Here is a 16,271-nt window from a genome sequence, read left to right on the forward strand (position 1 = left end):
GCCCGGTACGTGACGCCCCTCAGGTCTCACACGCCGGGATCGGGCCCCACCGGCCCCGGACGCAACGCCCGTACCGCTTCGAGCTGCGCGGCGAAGGCGAGCCCGAGGAACAGGGCGATCGAGGTCAGGTAGGCCCACAGGAGCAGGGACATGAAGGCGCTGAGCGGACCGTAGACCGCGTCGAACGACCCGCTCAGATCCAGGTAGCGGCTCAGGAGCCAGGTGAGCACGGTCCACAGCACCAGATACACCGCGGCGCCGAACGCCAGCCACGTATAACCGGGTTGGCGCCGTCGCGGCGCTCGCCGGAAGATGACGCTCGCCGAGACGAGCGCCAGGGCGAGGCCGAGCGGCCAGCGCAGCACGTTCCACCAGGTGCCGGTGCCGGCCTCGATGCCGTACACCTCCGCCGCCGCCTCGCCCAGCACGTCGCCCATCACCATGACGACGAAACCGACGGCCAGCGGCAGGGCGGCCGTGAGAGCCATGGCGAGTCCGCGCAGGTACTTGAGGTGGAAGGGGCGGTCGCGTTCGTTGCCGTAGATACGGTTGGCGCCGCGCTCAATCTGGCACATGGCCGTGGTGATGTTGAGCAGCGAGAACAGCAGGGCCAGCCACAGGGCGACCTGGGTGCCGTCGTCGGCCGTGCGGCGGCTGCGCGCCAGCGCCTGGTCGATCACTTCCGTGCTGGTGCCCAGCGGCATGCGGTGCAGGGTCTCCTCGGCGAACCGGCCGATGCTCTCGGTGTGCAGGACGGTGGAGAGCCCGACGAAGACGATGGCCATCGGCACCACCGCGAGCACGGTCTGCAGGGCGAGCGCACGGGCATGGCTGAACCCGTCGGCGTACCGGAACCGGATGAACGCGTCCCGCAGCAGGTGCAGACCGCCGTAGTGCCGCAGCGCCTGGAAGGCCTCGTCGCCCGAGAGCTCGGCGCCCCGCATGTCCCGTGTCTCCGGGACGGTTGTCGCCGTACCCATGAACCGCCCCCTGGTCCTTCGTGCCGAGTACCCCGTGCGGGCTCGTCCGGACACTGCGGCCCCGGCACAACTCGTCCGATCCAGCGCACTCCTGTGCGCTGCGGAGCGTCAGTTTGTCAATGTGGCATCTGTTCATGGGAGGTGGGGGTCCCTAGGCTCGGCGGCCTTCGCGTTCCGGGGAGGACTGGTGAACGGTCTGCGCGCGTTCTTCGTCTGCTTGGCCGTGGTGTGCGCCTCGCTGACGGCACCTGCCGCCACGGCGGCACCCTCGGCGGCCACGGGAGCCTCACCGCCGACGGCCGCCGCACGGCAATGGGAGGCACTGCCCGTACCGCCCGTCACCGCCGGGGATGCGGACGTCGCGGATCTCGCCGCACGCGCGCCCGACGACGCCTGGGCCACCGGCTACGAGCAGACCGCCGACGGTCCGCGGCCCCTGCTGTACCGCTGGGACGGGCGGACCTGGAGCCGGGACACCACGTTCCCCGGTGCCGGTGAACCGGGCTACCTGCGCAAGATCCAGTTCGTCGGCGACGAGGTGTGGATCTTCCGCAACCGCGGCGAGGCCGGCGAGATCCTGCGCTGGTCGGCCGGCGCGTGGAGCACCGTCGTCGTGCCGCAGACCCTGTGGTGGTACCAGGACTTCACCGCGGTGCCCGGCGCCGCGTGGGTGGTGGGGGAGGACGCGAACGGCCCGCATGTGCTGCACTACGACGGCGCCCGCTGGACCGCACAGACCCCGCCCGCAGGCGTGCTCGCCTTCAACGTGATCGAAGCACGCTCGGCCGGTGACGCCTGGGCCGAGGTCAGCCGCACCGACGGCGGCAGCGAGATCCTGCGCTGGGACGGAACGGCCTGGCGTGACGTCAGGGTCCCGCTCCCGAGCGGCGGCCGAGTGCACAGGATCCTGCTGGACACATCGGGCCGGGTCACGCTCGGCGGACGAGCGGACGCCGACGGAGTACCCCGCCCGTTCCTGACCACCTGGAACGGCCACGCCTGGCGCACCACCTACCCGCCGCTCGGCGACAACTACTTCTACGGACTCGAACGCGGCCCGGACGGCGCGCTGTGGCTGCCGCTGGTCAGCAACCGCGCCTTCCAGTCCAAGTACGCGCGCATCGACGGCAACCGCACCACGTTCTCGTACGGTCCCGAACGCCCCGGCGCGATCGAGGTGCAGCCACGTGCCGTCGCGAGCGCCGGCGCCTCATTGCTCGCGTTCGGGATCGTCGAGATCTACGGCTCGAAACCGAACCTGATGAGCGAGCGGCTGGGAGGCTGACCATGGCACGCCGATTACTCGTCGCGGTCGTCGCCGCCGTCATGGCCGTGCCGGCCGTGATGACGCCGGCCGCGGCGGACACCTCGTCCTGGGTGCACGTCCCTGTCCCCGAGGACATACGCCCGCAGGCCGCCCTGTCCGAAGCCGTGGCCTTCTCCGCCGACCAGGGCTGGGCCGTGGGCGCCGATGCCGTAGGACGGCAGGCGCCCGGGTACCCGCTCATCCTGCGCTGGAACGGCGGCAGTTGGCAGCGCCAGGCCCTGCCCGCCATCACCTGGCAGGGCGAACTCCACTCCGTCGCCGGCACCGCGCCCGATGCCGTATGGGCCGTCGGCCGCGACAGTGCGGGCACCAGCCGGCTGCTGCGCTACGACGGGACGTCCTGGAGCGAGAGCCGCGTGCCGCGCGGCGTCGTGGGACTGAGCAAGGTCGTCAGCGGCGGTGGGGAGACCTGGCTGATCGGCGCGCGTGAAGGCGGGCCGGCGCTCCTTCGCTGGGACGGACGTGCCTGGCGCGACCTGCCCGTGCCCCCGGGCGCCGTCTACGGACTCCACATCGTGGCCGCCGACGACGTCTGGGCGGCGGGTTCCTACAACGGTGCGGCGGTCTCGCACTGGGACGGGCGGGCCTGGCAGCAGACCGTCGTCGACGGCACACCCCGCGCGGCCGTCGGCAGCATTCTCGTCGTGTCGCCGACCGAGATCTGGGCGGGCGGCACCGGCGGATTCATCGGCGGCCCGCCGGGACGTCCGATCCCGCCGCTGCTCACACGCTTCGACGGCCAGACCTGGAGCCGCGTGGCCCTGCCCGCCGACTTCGGCTCCATCACCTCTCTCGCACCCACCGACTCGGGCGCACTGGACTGGGTCTCCATGTCCAACTCCATGAAGTGGGCCCCGCCCGGCAGCTACCCGCCCCTCGAACCCGGCCCGGACTTCCTCGCCTGGGACGGCCAGGCTTTCACCGGCCACAGCGAACCGGCCGTGGCGGGGGAGGGCGACTCCTCACTGCTGCGGCTCGCGGCCGTACCGGGCTCGGACACAGTCTGGTCCGTCGGCCGGGCCACCGGCCCGGAGAGCACCTTCGCGCCCCGCATCCTGCGCTTCAACTGACCGTACGGCCGGGGGTGTTGAGCGGTGCGGCAAGACCCCCGGCCCGCACCTGCACGCGCCCGAGCGCCGGCACGGCGACACATGAACTTCATGCTCCAGGCATGGAACTGCCGCGCACCTGCCGCGAGCATGACCCCATGCCTGATCACGCCTCCGCGACCTTCGAAACCACGTATGACCGCCGCCGGCTGCGCCAGTTCCTCGCGGGTGAAGCGCGGGCCGAAGGCGTCGAACGACGCACGCTCCTCAAGCTGCTCGCCGCCGTGGGCGGCGCGGCGGCGCTGGGGATCGCCCCGGCCGCCACGGCTGCCGCGGCCGGCCCGGGCATCGTGAAGCCGCTGCCGCCCGAGCTGTTCACCGTGCGCGGCACCAACGCGGAAAGCAGACCGGCCTCTTGGCAGGGCACCGGCCTTCACACCCCACTGGACCGCTTCTTCGTGCGCAACCACACCTCAACCCCCGTACTGGAAGCGGACAGTTGGCGCCTTAAGGCATGGGGCGGCGGTCTACGGCACGACAAGGAGACCGAGTTCGGTCTCGACGACCTGCGCCGACTGCCCACCGTGACCACGGACGCGCTCGTCGAGTGCGCGGGCAACGGCCGCAGCTACTTCACCAGCCAGCAGGGCGAGCCCGTCAGCGGCACGGCCTGGGGACTCGGCGCGATCGGCAGCGGACGCTGGCGCGGGGTGCGTCTTGCCGACGTCCTGCACCGGGCCGGCATCTCCCGGCACGCGGTCGACGTGCAGCCCCGCGGCCTCGACGCCGAGTACGTGACGGCCGACGGGACCAATCTGGGCCGCGTACGTCGGCCCCTGCCGGTGGTCAAGGCGATGTCCGACGTCCTGCTCGCGTACGAGCTCAACGGCGAAGCGCTGCCGCCCGACCACGGACATCCGGTCCGGGTGCTCGTTCCGTCCTGGGTGGGCATCGCCTCCATCAAATGGGTCGGCGACATCGAGGTCTCCGACACCCCGCTCTACTCACCCTGGAACACCGACTTCTACCGCCTGTACGAGGCCTCCTACCCGCCCGCGGGCAGCGACCCGCTGTCCCGGCAGACGCTCAAGAGCACCTTCGAACTGGACCACGGCGCCGCGTTCACCGTCGGACGCTCCCACACGCTCACGGGCCGCTCCTGGTCAGGGTCGGCCGGTATCGCCGCTGTCGAGGTCAGCACGGACGGCGGCGCGACCTGGCGCCGTGCCCGCCTCCACGACCCCGCACGCCGCAACACCTGGACCCGCTGGTCGCTGCGTTGGCGCCCCGAGCGCGCCGGGCAGACACACCTGCTCGCCCGCGCCACCGACACCCGCGGCACCACCCAGCCGGACCGGACCGTCCACAACACGCAGGGCTACCTGTTCGACGCCGTCGTACGTCACCCGGCCGAGGTGCGCGACGCGGGCTGAAGCCTGCCGCCGGCCTGCTTCCGCGGCGCCCCGAGCAGGCCCGGCCGGCCATTTCGCTGCGCGATCGACGCAACATGTGGGCGGCAGGGGAGCGGGTCAGCCTGGGAGGGACCCATCCACTTCCGAGGAGGAGCGCCATGAAGCTCCGGGACGAACTTCCCGTCGACCATCGGCTGGCCACCGTGTATCGCGCCGGTGCCGCCCTGTGCGGTGTGGTGCTGCTGGTCTTCGGCATTCTGGGATTCACCGAACAGCTCGGCTTCTTCGACACCGACGGCGCGCGGATCGCGGGCCTGTCCACCAACGGCGCGCTCAGCCTGGTCTCCGTGCTCGTCGGCCTCACCCTCGTCGTCGCGGCGGTCATCGGCGGCAACGTCGCCTCCACGGTGAACATGGTCGTGGGCGTGCTCTTCGTGCTGAGCGGCTTCGTGCACCTCTTCGTGCTGGACAAGCCGGCCAATTTCCTGGACTTCGGCATGTCCAACGTTGTGTTCAGCTTCGTGATGGGCCTGCTGATCATGACGTTCGGCATGTACGGCAGGGTGAGCGGCGGGCTGCCGCACGACAACCCGTACTGGCGCCGCCGTCACCCCGGGCAGGCACAGCGGGAGGACGCGGTCCGTGCGTCGCGGGCCACGGCGGCCACGTATCTCACCGCATCCGCGGGCGGCGGCACCGGGGAAGTGGGGGTGAGTTCCGGTCCCCGCCAGAACACCGCGAAGGGAATCCGACGATGATCTCGCGTACACCCGTGGTGCTCGCAGCCCCGACCGTCAATGGCATGAGATCCGCCCTCCCCTGCCTACCCGGCCCGGTCGCGGGCGACGGCGTCCGCGCTCCGTCGCGCCCTGCCGGGGCGTACGAGCGGTGAGGGGATGACCCATCCCGACCCGACGGAGCTGGCCGAACTCGCCCTGGGGCAGCTTCCGTCCGACCACCGGGCCACCGTGCTCGCCCACCTCTCCGGGTGTAAGCGCTGCGCGTCCGAAGCAGCCGCGCTGCGCAGGGTCGTGGACGCGGCGCGGAGCTCGTCACTGGACGACCTGCCCGTTCCCCCGCCCGACCGTGTCTGGGCCTCGATCGCCGCCGAGCTCGGGTTCGACGACCGTTCCGCGGCGACGCCCGGGGAACCGGTGACGGCGCAAGAACCGCCCGCCGTGGAGGACTCCGCCCGTACGCCGCGCGCGCTCGCACGCCGAATCGCCGTGCTGCTCGCGGCCGGCTGCCTGGCGGTTGGGGTTCTGCTCGGCAGCTCCGCGACCTGGTGGCAGATGCGTGACGGCGGCCCCACGGGTGAGGGCGCTCCGCTCGCCCCCGTATCGGCCGCAGCCGCCAAGGGGGTCGTCCGGTTCGACAGGTCGCCGCACGCGCGCGACCGGATCCATGTCGAGGTCAGCGGACTGCCGCGTACGCGGGGGTACTTCGAGGTGTGGCTGATGGACGCGACCCGCACGCAGCTCATCCCCGTCGGAGTGCTCGGACCGCAGGGGTCGGCCACTTTGCCGCTGCCGGACCGGGTCGACCTGTCGCACTACCCGCTGGTGGACGTCTCCCACCAGCACTACAACGGCGACCCTGCGCACTCGGGGACCAGCGTGGTCCGAGGCCCGCTCAAGCCCTGAGCGGACCGGGCGCCACCGCACCACACGAGGACATCTCCCATGCACTGGCTCTTCGGCGACCAGCTCGGACCGCACTTTCTCCCGGACCGCGCCGGCCCGCTCCTGATGATCGAGGCACGGTCGGTGCTGCGCCGGCGCCGCTTCCACCGGGCCAAGGCCCACCTCGTCCTGTCGGCCATGCGGCACAGAGCCGCCGAACTCGGCGACCGGCTCACGTACGTGAAGGCCGAGACCTATCGGGAAGGTCTGGAGCGTGCCGTCGGGACGGGCCCTGTGACGGTGCACCATCCGACCTCGCACGCTGCGCTGAGACTCGTGCGCTCCCTGCCTCGGGTCACCGTCGGTCCCGCCCGCGGTTTCCTCGTGCCGCAGGAGGATTTCGCCGCGTGGGCGGACGCGCGCACCGGCCGGCAGCTGCGGCAGGAGGACTTCTACCGCTGGGTGCGGCACGGCGCCGACCTGCTGATGGACGCCGACGCCCCGGCAGGCGGCCGGTGGAACTTCGACCAGGACAACCGCCTCGCGCCGCCCCGCGGCGCCGCCACCCTCGACGTGCCCGCACCGTACCGGCCGCGCGAGGACGAGATCGACGAGGAGGTACGCCACGACCTCGACCGCTGGGAGAAGGCCGGGGAGGTGTCCTTCGTCGGGCGCGACGGCCCCCGTCTCTTCCCCGCGACCCGGGCCGAGGCACTGCGGGCACTGACGCGCTTCGTCGATCTGCGGCTGAGCACCTTCGGCCCGTACGAGGACGCGGTGCTGGCCGCCGACCCGGTGATGAGCCACAGCCTGCTGTCCGGCGCACTCAACCTCGGCCTGCTCGATCCGCTGGAATGCGTGGAACGGGCCGAGAACGCCTGGCGGGAGGGCCGGGCACCGCTGGGCAGCGTGGAGGGATTCGTCCGGCAGATCGCCGGCTGGCGGGAGTACGTATGGCAGTTGTACTGGTACTTCGGTGAGGAGTACCGGCACTCCAACACCCTGAACCACACGGCGCCGCTGCCGGACTGGTGGAGCGAGCTCGACGCCGACGCGCCGCAGGCGCGGTGCCTGCGCACGGTGCTCGCCCAGGTGCGCGACACCGGCTGGACGCACCACATTCCACGCCTGATGGTCCTCGGCAGCCACGCGCTTCAAAGGGGCTGGGATCCCGCGGCGGTCACCGACTGGTTCCACCGCTGCTTCGTCGACGGCTACGACTGGGTGATGGTCCCCAACGTGGTCGGCATGTCCCAGTACGCGGACGGAGGCCGTATGACGACGAAGCCTTACACGTCGGGCGGCGCGTATCTGCACCGGATGAGCGACCTGTGCTCGGGCTGCGCCTACCGGCCCTCGGAGCGGACAGGCGACCGGGCGTGCCCGTTCACCTCGGGCTACTGGGGTTTCATCGACCGCCATCGTGTCCGTCTGGCGCACAACCACCGCACGGTTCAGGCGGTCAGGCAGCTCGAACGGCTCGCGGATCGCGACCTGGTGCTGCGCCAGGAGCACGCGCGCGGCGACGCGCCGCCCTGAGGGACCCGGCCACCGCGCCCCGGTCGCACCGGGCGGCTCACGGCAGCCCGTGATCCGCCACATGGAAACGGCCGCATCCACACGCGAGCCCGCGGCGGAAGTGATGGTGTGCGAGCGACCGAACGTGTGCGAGCGACCGAACGAGAGAGGGCTGTCATGCTTCGACTGCGGCCGGCCATGGCTGAGCCGGTTCTTCCGGTGAGCGCTGCCCGTACGGCAGTCGACGCCACACAGGCCGTGGAGAAGGTGCTTGCCGCCTTCGTCGGCGCGCAGGTGCGGCGGGCCCGGGAGACGGACGCCGTCTTCGCCCGGGACGTCGCGGGCCGCGTCGCGGCGTTCGCCCTGCGTGGGGGCAAGCGGCTGCGGACCGGGTTCGCGTGGTGCGGATGGCGGGCCGCCGGCGGCACGCGTGGGGCGTCGGACGTCCTGCGCATCGGCGCGGCGCTCGAACTGGTGCAGGCGTGTGCGCTCATCCACGACGACGTGATGGACGGATCGCAGCTGCGCCGCGGAGCACCGGCCGTCCATGTGGAGTTCGCGCGGCAGCACCGCGCCGCCGCGATGATCGGGCCACGGGACTCCTTTGCCACCTCGGCCGCTGTACTGGCCGGTGACCTCGCCCTCGCCTGGGCCGACGACCTGCTGGCCCAGACCGCGTTCGGATCCCCCTACGGCAGAGGCCTGCACGGCGAATGGCAGGCGATGCGCGCCGAGATGGTCGCCGGGCAGTACCGCGACATCCACGCCGAGCAGAGCGGTGCGTCCGGCCTGGACGAGGCCGTGACCATCGCGACGCTCAAGAGCGCCTTGTACACGGTCGAACGGCCGCTGGCCCTGGGCGCGGCGCTCGCCGGCGCCGACGACGCCACCCTGGACGCCTTGCGTTCGGCGGGCCGGTGCGCCGGGCTCGCCTTCCAACTGCGCGACGACCTGCTCGGGGCCTTCGGTGACCCCGCGGCGACGGGTAAGCCGGCCGGCGAGGACCTACGCACCCGCAAGCTCACCTATCTGCTCGCGGTGGCCCTCGTCCTCGCCGACGCGGCCGGCGACGGTGCCGCCGCGGACGCGCTCGCACCGCGCGCGACGGACCTGGAGCCGGCCGACGTCGAGCAGATGCGCCGGGCTCTGCTGCGGACCGGTGCGCCCCAGCTGGTCGAGGCGAAGATCGGCGAGCTGGCGAAGAAGAGCATCGGCTACTTCGACGAGACCCGGGCGGACCCCTCCGTACGGCAGCAGTTCGCCGCCTTCGTCGAGCGGGCCACCGGTCCGGTTCTGCGCGCGCGGGAGGGGCAGTGAGAACGGTCGGCGGGCCCACCGATCATGTGGTCGTCGTCGGCGCAGGTCTGTCCGGTCTCGCCTGCGCGCTCCACCTGTTGGGCGCGGGGCGACGGGTCACCGTCGTGGAGCGCGATCCGGGACCGGGCGGCCGTTCGGGGCGGGTGGACCACGGCGGCTTCCAGATCGACACCGGGCCGACCGTGCTGACCATGCCGGAGCTGGCGGACGAGGCGTTCGCCGCGGTCGGGGACAGCCTGAGGAGTCGGGTGGAACTGCTGCCGCTCGACCCCGCCTACCGTGCCCGGTTCGCCGACGGCAGCTCGCTGGACGTACGGACCGACGGCGCGGCCATGGAGGAGGAGGTGCGCCGCTTCGCCGGACCCGCCGAGGCGGCGGGTTACCGCAGGTTGCGGCACTGGCTCGAGCGCCTGTACCGGGCGCAGATGCGGCGTTTCATCGATACCAACTTCGACTCGCCCCTCCAACTGCTCCACCCCGATCTGGCGCGCCTGGCCGCTCTCGGCGGCTTCGGGCGCCTGGACCGGCGCATCGGGCACTTCCTCTCCGACGAACGGCTGCGCCGGATCTTCTCCTTCCAGGCCCTGTACGCGGGCGTCGCCCCGGCGCGCGCCCTCGCCGCCTACGCCGTCATCGCCTACATGGACACAGTGGCGGGCGTCTGGTTCCCCAAGGGCGGGATGCACGCCCTGCCGACGGCGATGGCGCAGGCGGCGGCCGACGCGGGCGGCGAGCTCAAGTGGTCGGCCGAGGTGACCTCGCTGGAGCGTTCGGCCGGACGCGTGCGCGCCGTGCACCTGGCCACGGGCGAGCGCATCGCCTGCGACGCGGTGGTCCTCAGCTGCGAACTGTCCACCGCGCACCGCCTGTTGGGGCGCTCGCCGCGCCGCGTGGTGCCGCTGAAGCACTCTCCCTCGGCGGTCATCCTGCACGCCGGAACGGACCGCACCTGGAACGGTCTCGCCCATCACACGCTGTCGTTCGGTGCCGCCTGGGAGCGGACCTTCGACGAACTGACCCGTACCGGAAGGCTGATGAGCGACCCCTCGCTGCTGATCACCCGGCCCACCACGCACGACCCCTCGCTGGCACCGCCGGGCCGCCACCTCCACTACATCCTCGCCCCCTGCCCCAATACCGCCGTCGGTCCGTCGGCGACGAAGTGGCGCGATCTCGGGCCCCGCTACCGCGACAGCCTGGCCGCCGAGCTGGAGCGCCGGGGACTCGACGGCTTCCAGGACAGCGTCACGGAGGAACTCCTGGTCACGCCCGCGGACTGGACCGCGCAGGGGCATGCGGCCGGCTCCCCCTTCTCCGTCTCGCACACCTTCGCGCAGACCGGCCCGTTCCGGCCCCGGAACGTGGTGCGCGGCCTCGACAACGTGGCGCTCGCCGGCTGCGGGACCACCCCCGGGGTCGGGGTGCCGACCGTGCTCATCAGCGGCAAGCTCGCGGCCGCCCGGATCACCGGGGGAGGCCGGTCATGACCCGTCGGGAACTGGACGCGGCCGGCATCACCGATCCCGCTCTGCGCGGCGCCTACACCGCGTGCCGCGAACTCAACGCCCGGCACGGACGCACCTACTTCCTGGCCACCCGGCTGCTGCCCGTGGAGCGGCGCTCCGCCGTGCACGCGCTGTACGGGTTCGCGCGCTGGGCGGACGACATCGTGGACGACCTCGACCGGAGCCGGCCGCCCGGGGAACGGGACCGCGCGCTGGAGGAGTTGGAGGCCGATCTCGTCGCGGGGCTGCGCGGCGGCGGGGACGAGCCCGTGGTGCGCGCGGTGGCGGACACGGCGGCCCGGTACGGCATCGAGCACCGGTACTTCGCCGACTTCATGGCCGCGATGCGGGCCGACCTCACCGTCACCGAGTACCCGGACTACGCGGCGCTGCGGGCCTACATGCACGGGTCGGCGGCGGTGATCGGTCTGCAGATGCTGCCGGTGCTCGGCACGGTCGTGCCCCGGCAGGAGGCGGCTCCGTATGCCGCCGACCTCGGCGTGGCCTTCCAGCTCACCAACTTCCTGCGGGACGTGGGCGAGGACCTCGACCGTGGCCGTGTCTACCTGCCGGCCGATCTGCTGTCCGCCCACGGTGTGGACCGGGAGCTGCTGGAGTGGAGCCGCCGCACGGGGCGCCGCGATCCGCGGATCCGTGCCGCGCTGGTCGCGACGGAGGCACTGACGCGCGACGTGTACCGGCAGGCGGAGCCCGGTATCGGCATGCTGGACCCGCTGGTGCGCCCGTGCATCGGCACCGCCCGGGCGCTGTACGGCGGCATCCTCGACGAGATCGCCGCGCAGGACTACACCGTGCTGCACCGTCGGGCCGTGGTCCCGCGTCGGCGCCGGGCCGGCACGGCCGCCGGCGCGGCGCTGCGCGTGGTGGGTGCGCGATGCCGTGCCCGTATGACGGGCAGGGCGTCCCGCTCCGCCTCCTTGGGTCCGGCGCTTCCGTGGAAAGGAACAAGCAGTGGCTGACGAAGCGAGGCGACGGACGTGGACATCGCCGTTGCACAGGCGCCGCGGCCCCGACTGGGCCCACCAGACTCCGACGTGGCAGCAGGCCCGCCCGTCGCTCATCGCCCACGCGCTCAAGCGGGCGTCGGCGCGCCCGTCGGGCAACTGGTTCGTCGTCGGTTCCTCCCGGAGCATCCGCGGCCAGGCAGGTCCCTGCGGGCGGACGGTGGCAGGTGTCGAGGTCGTGCTGTGGCGTACGGAGAGCGGGGAGCTGCGGGCCGGACCGGGCGCCTGCCCGCACCTGGGTGCTCCGCTGCGCGACAGCCGCGTGGTGTGCGGCACGCTGGTGTGCCACTGGCACGGACTGGCCCTGGAGGGCGGCCCGTTCGCGGGCTGGACCCCCTTTCCCGTATACGACGACGGGGTGCTCGTGTGGGTGCGCCTCGACGCGGTCGGCGGCGAAGAGCCCACCGAGCGCCCGGTGGTGCCCGAACGCCCGCGGGCGGAGGTAGGCCTGGACGCCGTGTACACGGGGTACGGGCGGTGCGAGCCGGAGGACGTCGTGGCCAACCGGCTCGACCCGTGGCACGGCTCGTGGTTCCACCCGTACTCGTTCGTCGATCTCACGGTGGTCCGGGCTCCGCAGGAGGAAGACGTGGACGACGCCTTTGTCGTCGATGTCTCGTTCCGTGTGACGGACCGTCTGGTGGTGCCGGTGCGCGCGGAGTTCACGGCGCCCGAGCCGCGTACCGTGCTGATGCGCATCACCGAAGGCGAGGGCGCCACGTCCGTGGTGGAGACCCATGCCACCCCGCTCACCGCGGCGGGTGCGGCGCAGCCGCGCACCGCGGTCGTCGAGGCGGTCGTGGCCGCTTCGGACCGGCGGGGCTTCGCCCTGGCACGGTCCCTCGCGCCGGCCCTGCGCCCGCTGATGCGCCGTACGGCCGGGCGGTTGTGGCGGGACGACCTGGCGTATGCGGAACGGCGTTGGGCGCTGCGCAGCGTGGGGCAGTTTCCCGGCTGAGCAACGCCCCGGCTCTCACCGTGCCGCGAGCCCGGCCAGCGCCCGCAGCGAACGCGAGCGGCCCGCGCGCGGCACCGTCCACAACACCTGTCCGCGTACGCCGTGTTCGGCGAGCAGGGCGTTGGCGGCGAGGAAGCCGGTGGTGGCGGCCCGTTCCATCAGTGCCACGGGAAGGTCGCACCGCACCGCGTCGCCGGCCAGCGTCAGCCACGGGTGCGGGGTGCGGACCGTGGGCCGCCGGCTGTACGAGCCGACCGTGAACAGCGGGCAGTCGGCGCGCCATTCGTGCCGGGCGTCCACGAGGGAGGCGTCCCGTGTCTCCGGGTAGATCCGGTGCAGTTGGCCGATCAGCCGTTCCTGGACTTCCTTGCGGTCGGACGCGTCCCCCACCGCGTACGCGTGCAGCTCCACCACGGAGCCGCCGGTGCGCCGCGCCCACCGGGCCGCCTCGCCCTCGTACCGGTCGAGGACGCTGATGTTGTCGAGGCCGTCGTACCCGCTGGTGCCCAGGAATCCGGGCCGGTCGGCGCGGACCGGGCGGTCGAGCCAGAGCCGGGACACCAGGAAGGACGGCGCCGTGCGCAGAGCGGAGATGCCGGCGCGCCAGGTCGGGGTGCCGAGGTGCGGTGACCCGGCGAGGACCGTGCGCAGTCCGGGCGTGTCCGTGGCCAGGACCACGGCGTCGTGGCGGGTGGCCGACGCGTCGGTCCGCACCTCGGCTCCCTCGTCGCGCGGCGCCACCTCGTGCACGGGCGTGGACGTACGGATGTCGGCCCCGAGCCGCTGGACGTAGTCGCCCAGGGGGTCCCACAGAGCTTGTGGGAAGGGTTCGTTCGGTACGTCGAACAGGAGGCCTTCGGCGGAGCCGAGAAAGTAGATGTGGAACATCAACAGGAGTTCCGCGGCCGACAGTTCCCGCGGATCCGCGAAGAACGAGCGGGAGAACACCTCGAACGCGAGATGGTGAGCGGCCTCCGGGAAGCGCACGCTCTCCAGAAAACTGAGCGCGTCGACCGAGTCGAAGCGCTCGTACGTCTGCGGCACCCGCACATCGAGCAGGGGCAGCGCCGTGCGGGCGTCCATGGCGCTCAGGTCGCGCCAGCCGAACGTGGGACTCAGGGCGACGAACCCGAGGGCGCTCAGCGGCGGCGTGCGCGGGACGCGGGCGAAGCTGTCGGTGAGCCCGCCGCTGTGGCGCAGCGGATAGTCGGGCAGCGGGGTGAGCCGGGAGAGCGTGGGGTCGGTGCGCCGCAGCAGTCCGCGCAGGTTGTAGTACTGCCGGAAGAACGCGTGGAAGCCGCGGCTCATCGTCACTTCGGAGCCGTCGGCCAGGGTGGTGGGCCAGCCGGCGAGACGACCCCCGAGCGAGGGACCCGCCTCGTAGAGCGTCACGCGCGCACCGCGTTCCACGAGCAGCGTCGTGGCGGCGAGCCCTGCGATGCCACCGCCGATCACCGCGACGCTGGGCGCGTCCTGGGTGGCGAACCGGTGGGTCCCCGGGGCCGGCCGGACGACTTCGGCCTTGCGGTCGCGGCCGTGGCGCAGCGGGTCGGGGGCGCCGCCGCGGTGTCCGGTGTGCGTGCGCCGGGTGATCATCGGGCCTCCGGCAGCGGGGCGGAGGAGCCGTTGCGGGCGAGGAACGTGTGGGTGATGCCGGTCTGCCAGCCGGCCAGGGGCGCGACCCGTACACCGCTGAAGCCGGCCTTGGTGAGGCGGTCGGCGAAGGCCGGTGCCGTGTCGAAGTCGAGGACGCTGCGCCACAGATGACGGTAGAGCGGGCGGTCGCCGCTGAGCGTCCCGGCGGGGATGACGAAGCCCTGGCACACGGCGTTCCACAGGGCGCGGTGGCGGGCCGAGCCGCTGAGCGTGTATTCGTGCACGGCGAGCCGTCCGCCGGGGCGCAGCATGCTCTTCACGGAGGCGAGGACCTTGTCGGGTTCGGTGACGTTGCGGAACAGGTAGGCGGCGAAGACGGCGTCGAACGGGCCGTGCTGCGCGGCGACTTCCTCGGCGGCCAGGTGCAGGAAGCGGACGCGTTCCGGCCACCGCTTGTCCTGGGCGCGTCGCAGCATGCCCGAGGAGGCGTCGACCGCGGTGATCCGGGCCGCGGGCGCCGCCCGCAGAAGCGCGCGGGTCGAGGTTCCCGTACCGCAGCCGAGATCCAGGATGTGCAGTCCCGCACCGGCGTCGGGGAGTTGGAGCCGGCGTGCCGAGCGCAGCAGGTCCGTGCGGTAGCCGGGGTTCAGGCCCGTCAGGAGGTCGTAGGTGCGGGACGCGTTGTCGAAGGCGTGGGCCAGGTCGTCGTCGCGCAGCAGCGTCATCGTGTGCTCTCTTCTCGGTGGACGGCGGTGCCCGCGGTGTCGGCCGGCCGGCGCCGCAGGAAGGGGAGTTCGCAGGCAGTGCGCAGCATCGGGCCCACCGGGCAGTGCAGACCGACGGCCACGTCCTCGTACAGCCGTGTGTCGCCGTCGAGGAAACGCAGCAGACGTTCGGGGGGTGTGCGGCGGAAGAGACGGGTGAAGAAGTCCGGTCCTTCGATACGTCCCGTGTCCAGGGCGCGCAGCAGCACCGCGTCCATGGCGCGTGCGCGGCGGCCGTGCGGCGCCGGGACGGTGAGCTGTCCGCGGCGCAGCGCGGCGGCCACTGCGCGGTTCTGGCGCTGGAGCGCGGCGAAGGTGTACCCCGTGGCCGGCCGCGTGGCTCCGCCCGCGGTTCCGATACGGAAGACGGAAGGCCCGACCTGCCGCGGGAAGCGTGCGTCGGTCATGGGGATGACGCCCTGCTCCGCCGAGGTCACGTCGTACGGGCCGAGCCGCAGGACCGCACGGGCGTACTGCTCCAGTGCGGCGTCGTACGCGGCGGTGGTGAGCGGGCTGCGGGAGAACTCGGTGTACTCGACGAGGGCGTGGTCCGGCGACAGCGGAAGCACGTAACCAAAAGCAAGGCCGTGAGCGGGCTGCGGCACACGGAAGTCCATGAGGTCCGCCACGCCGGGGTCGAAGCGCTCGCCGACCGTGCGGACGAACCAGCCGCGGAAGTGCTGCAGGAGCCTGGTCCGTGCGGGGGGCAGGGCGCGCAGCGGCCGCGAGTCGAAGACCGTCCGGCCGCGCAGGGTCAGGCCGCGTCCGTCGGGTCCGGTGGCGCGTACCTCAGCGCCGTCGGCCACATTGCGCACCGCGTCCACGGTGGCCCGTACGATCCTGCCGCGCGGCGAGCGGGACAGCCCGTCGAGGACCAGATGCTCCAACTGCGCGGAACGCAGCATGCGGTAGCGCATCGGGGCCGGGTCGACGACGAGCCCGGCGCCGTCGCGGCCATGGATGCGCAGCTTCGACCACGAGGTGGTCACCGCGTCCTCGAAGCCGTCCGGCTCGGCGCTCCAGTAGCACCAGGTCCGCTCCGCCGGGCGCAGCGGACCGTCGGGCGCCTCGACGAGGGTCACCGTGAGGTCCGTGTCCCGGCTCAGCCGGTGCGCCAGGCTGAGCCCGGCCGCTCCGCCGCCCACGACGAGTACGTCGCAGGGCTCGTCCGCGCCACGGGCGTCGACGCGCCGGCCTG

At 72.7% G+C, this 16,271-nt stretch carries 14 protein-coding genes; 10 read left to right on the forward strand and 4 right to left on the reverse strand.

Annotated features, from left to right (window positions below; genetic code table 11):
- Positions 1-26: 26 nt before the first annotated feature.
- On the reverse strand, positions 27-980 hold the full coding sequence (locus H9Y04_RS21845) for a YihY/virulence factor BrkB family protein (RefSeq protein WP_187815634.1): 954 nt from the start codon (positions 978-980) through the stop codon (positions 27-29).
- Positions 981-1,167: 187 nt separating this feature from the next.
- On the opposite strand from H9Y04_RS21845, the gene H9Y04_RS21850 reads away from it, so the two are divergent.
- The 10 genes from H9Y04_RS21850 to H9Y04_RS21895 all read left to right on the forward strand — a co-directional run bounded on the left by H9Y04_RS21850 (position 1,168) and on the right by H9Y04_RS21895 (position 12,713).
- A complete protein-coding gene (locus tag H9Y04_RS21850) occupies positions 1,168-2,265 on the forward strand; it encodes a hypothetical protein (protein WP_187815635.1) in 1,098 nt (365 codons plus the stop codon).
- Between the two features lie 2 nt (positions 2,266-2,267).
- Positions 2,268-3,377: a beta propeller repeat protein gene (locus tag H9Y04_RS21855; RefSeq protein WP_187815636.1), complete on the forward strand. Its 1,110-nt coding sequence runs from the start codon at positions 2,268-2,270 to the stop codon at positions 3,375-3,377.
- 137 nt (positions 3,378-3,514) lie between these two features.
- A complete protein-coding gene (locus tag H9Y04_RS21860; RefSeq protein ID WP_187815637.1) occupies positions 3,515-4,789 on the forward strand; it encodes a sulfite oxidase in 1,275 nt (424 codons plus the stop codon).
- A gap of 137 nt (positions 4,790-4,926) precedes the next feature.
- Positions 4,927-5,526, forward strand: a complete 600-nt coding sequence (locus H9Y04_RS21865; protein WP_187815638.1) for a DUF4383 domain-containing protein — start codon at positions 4,927-4,929, stop codon at positions 5,524-5,526.
- A gap of 138 nt (positions 5,527-5,664) precedes the next feature.
- Positions 5,665-6,411, forward strand: a complete 747-nt coding sequence (locus tag H9Y04_RS21870; protein WP_187815639.1) for an anti-sigma factor — start codon at positions 5,665-5,667, stop codon at positions 6,409-6,411.
- Positions 6,412-6,450: 39 nt separating this feature from the next.
- Positions 6,451-7,929, forward strand: a complete 1,479-nt coding sequence (locus H9Y04_RS21875; protein ID WP_187815640.1) for a cryptochrome/photolyase family protein — start codon at positions 6,451-6,453, stop codon at positions 7,927-7,929.
- Between the two features lie 156 nt (positions 7,930-8,085).
- Positions 8,086-9,225 (forward strand): polyprenyl synthetase family protein, encoded by a 1,140-nt coding sequence (locus H9Y04_RS21880; RefSeq protein WP_187815641.1) that lies wholly within the window; start codon positions 8,086-8,088, stop codon positions 9,223-9,225.
- Complete coding sequence (locus tag H9Y04_RS21885; protein ID WP_187815642.1) at positions 9,222-10,712, forward strand: phytoene desaturase; 1,491 nt, start codon at positions 9,222-9,224, stop codon at positions 10,710-10,712. The genes H9Y04_RS21880 and H9Y04_RS21885 overlap by 4 nt, the downstream gene beginning before the upstream one ends.
- Positions 10,709-11,710: a phytoene/squalene synthase family protein gene (locus H9Y04_RS21890; protein WP_187815643.1), complete on the forward strand. Its 1,002-nt coding sequence runs from the start codon at positions 10,709-10,711 to the stop codon at positions 11,708-11,710. Before H9Y04_RS21885 ends, H9Y04_RS21890 begins: the two co-directional genes overlap by 4 nt.
- The gene (locus H9Y04_RS21895; RefSeq protein WP_187815644.1) at positions 11,703-12,713 is read left to right on the forward strand and encodes a Rieske (2Fe-2S) protein; all 1,011 of its coding nucleotides are present in this window, start codon (positions 11,703-11,705) and stop codon (positions 12,711-12,713) included. The genes H9Y04_RS21890 and H9Y04_RS21895 overlap by 8 nt, the downstream gene beginning before the upstream one ends.
- A gap of 15 nt (positions 12,714-12,728) precedes the next feature.
- Here the strand turns inward: H9Y04_RS21895 and H9Y04_RS21900 are convergent, their stop codons facing one another.
- The 3 genes from H9Y04_RS21900 to H9Y04_RS21910 are packed head-to-tail and all read right to left on the reverse strand — an operon-like array spanning position 12,729 to position 16,218.
- Positions 12,729-14,309 (reverse strand): hydroxysqualene dehydroxylase, encoded by a 1,581-nt coding sequence (locus H9Y04_RS21900; protein ID WP_187815645.1) that lies wholly within the window; start codon positions 14,307-14,309, stop codon positions 12,729-12,731.
- Positions 14,306-15,034, reverse strand: a complete 729-nt coding sequence (locus tag H9Y04_RS21905; RefSeq protein ID WP_187815646.1) for a methyltransferase domain-containing protein — start codon at positions 15,032-15,034, stop codon at positions 14,306-14,308. Before H9Y04_RS21905 ends, H9Y04_RS21900 begins: the two co-directional genes overlap by 4 nt.
- Positions 15,031-16,218, reverse strand: a complete 1,188-nt coding sequence (locus tag H9Y04_RS21910; RefSeq protein ID WP_308801065.1) for a lycopene cyclase family protein — start codon at positions 16,216-16,218, stop codon at positions 15,031-15,033. The genes H9Y04_RS21905 and H9Y04_RS21910 overlap by 4 nt, the downstream gene beginning before the upstream one ends.
- Positions 16,219-16,271 lie beyond the last annotated feature (53 nt).

Source organism: Streptomyces polyasparticus (genome assembly GCF_014493765.1).
Classification (GTDB): Bacteria; Actinomycetota; Actinomycetes; order Streptomycetales; family Streptomycetaceae; genus Streptomyces; species Streptomyces polyasparticus.

Coding starts and splice junctions, on each gene's coding strand:
- H9Y04_RS21845 (WP_187815634.1), bottom strand. CDS start 980: ATGGGTACGGCGACAACCGTCCCGGAGACACGGGACATGCGGGGCGCC.
- H9Y04_RS21855 (WP_187815636.1), top strand. CDS start 2,268: ATGGCACGCCGATTACTCGTCGCGGTCGTCGCCGCCGTCATGGCCGTG.
- H9Y04_RS21860 (WP_187815637.1), top strand. CDS start 3,515: ATGCCTGATCACGCCTCCGCGACCTTCGAAACCACGTATGACCGCCGC.
- H9Y04_RS21865 (WP_187815638.1), top strand. CDS start 4,927: ATGAAGCTCCGGGACGAACTTCCCGTCGACCATCGGCTGGCCACCGTG.
- H9Y04_RS21870 (WP_187815639.1), top strand. CDS start 5,665: ATGACCCATCCCGACCCGACGGAGCTGGCCGAACTCGCCCTGGGGCAG.
- H9Y04_RS21875 (WP_187815640.1), top strand. CDS start 6,451: ATGCACTGGCTCTTCGGCGACCAGCTCGGACCGCACTTTCTCCCGGAC.
- H9Y04_RS21880 (WP_187815641.1), top strand. CDS start 8,086: ATGCTTCGACTGCGGCCGGCCATGGCTGAGCCGGTTCTTCCGGTGAGC.
- H9Y04_RS21890 (WP_187815643.1), top strand. CDS start 10,709: ATGACCCGTCGGGAACTGGACGCGGCCGGCATCACCGATCCCGCTCTG.
- H9Y04_RS21900 (WP_187815645.1), bottom strand. CDS start 14,309: ATGATCACCCGGCGCACGCACACCGGACACCGCGGCGGCGCCCCCGAC.
- H9Y04_RS21905 (WP_187815646.1), bottom strand. CDS start 15,034: ATGACGCTGCTGCGCGACGACGACCTGGCCCACGCCTTCGACAACGCG.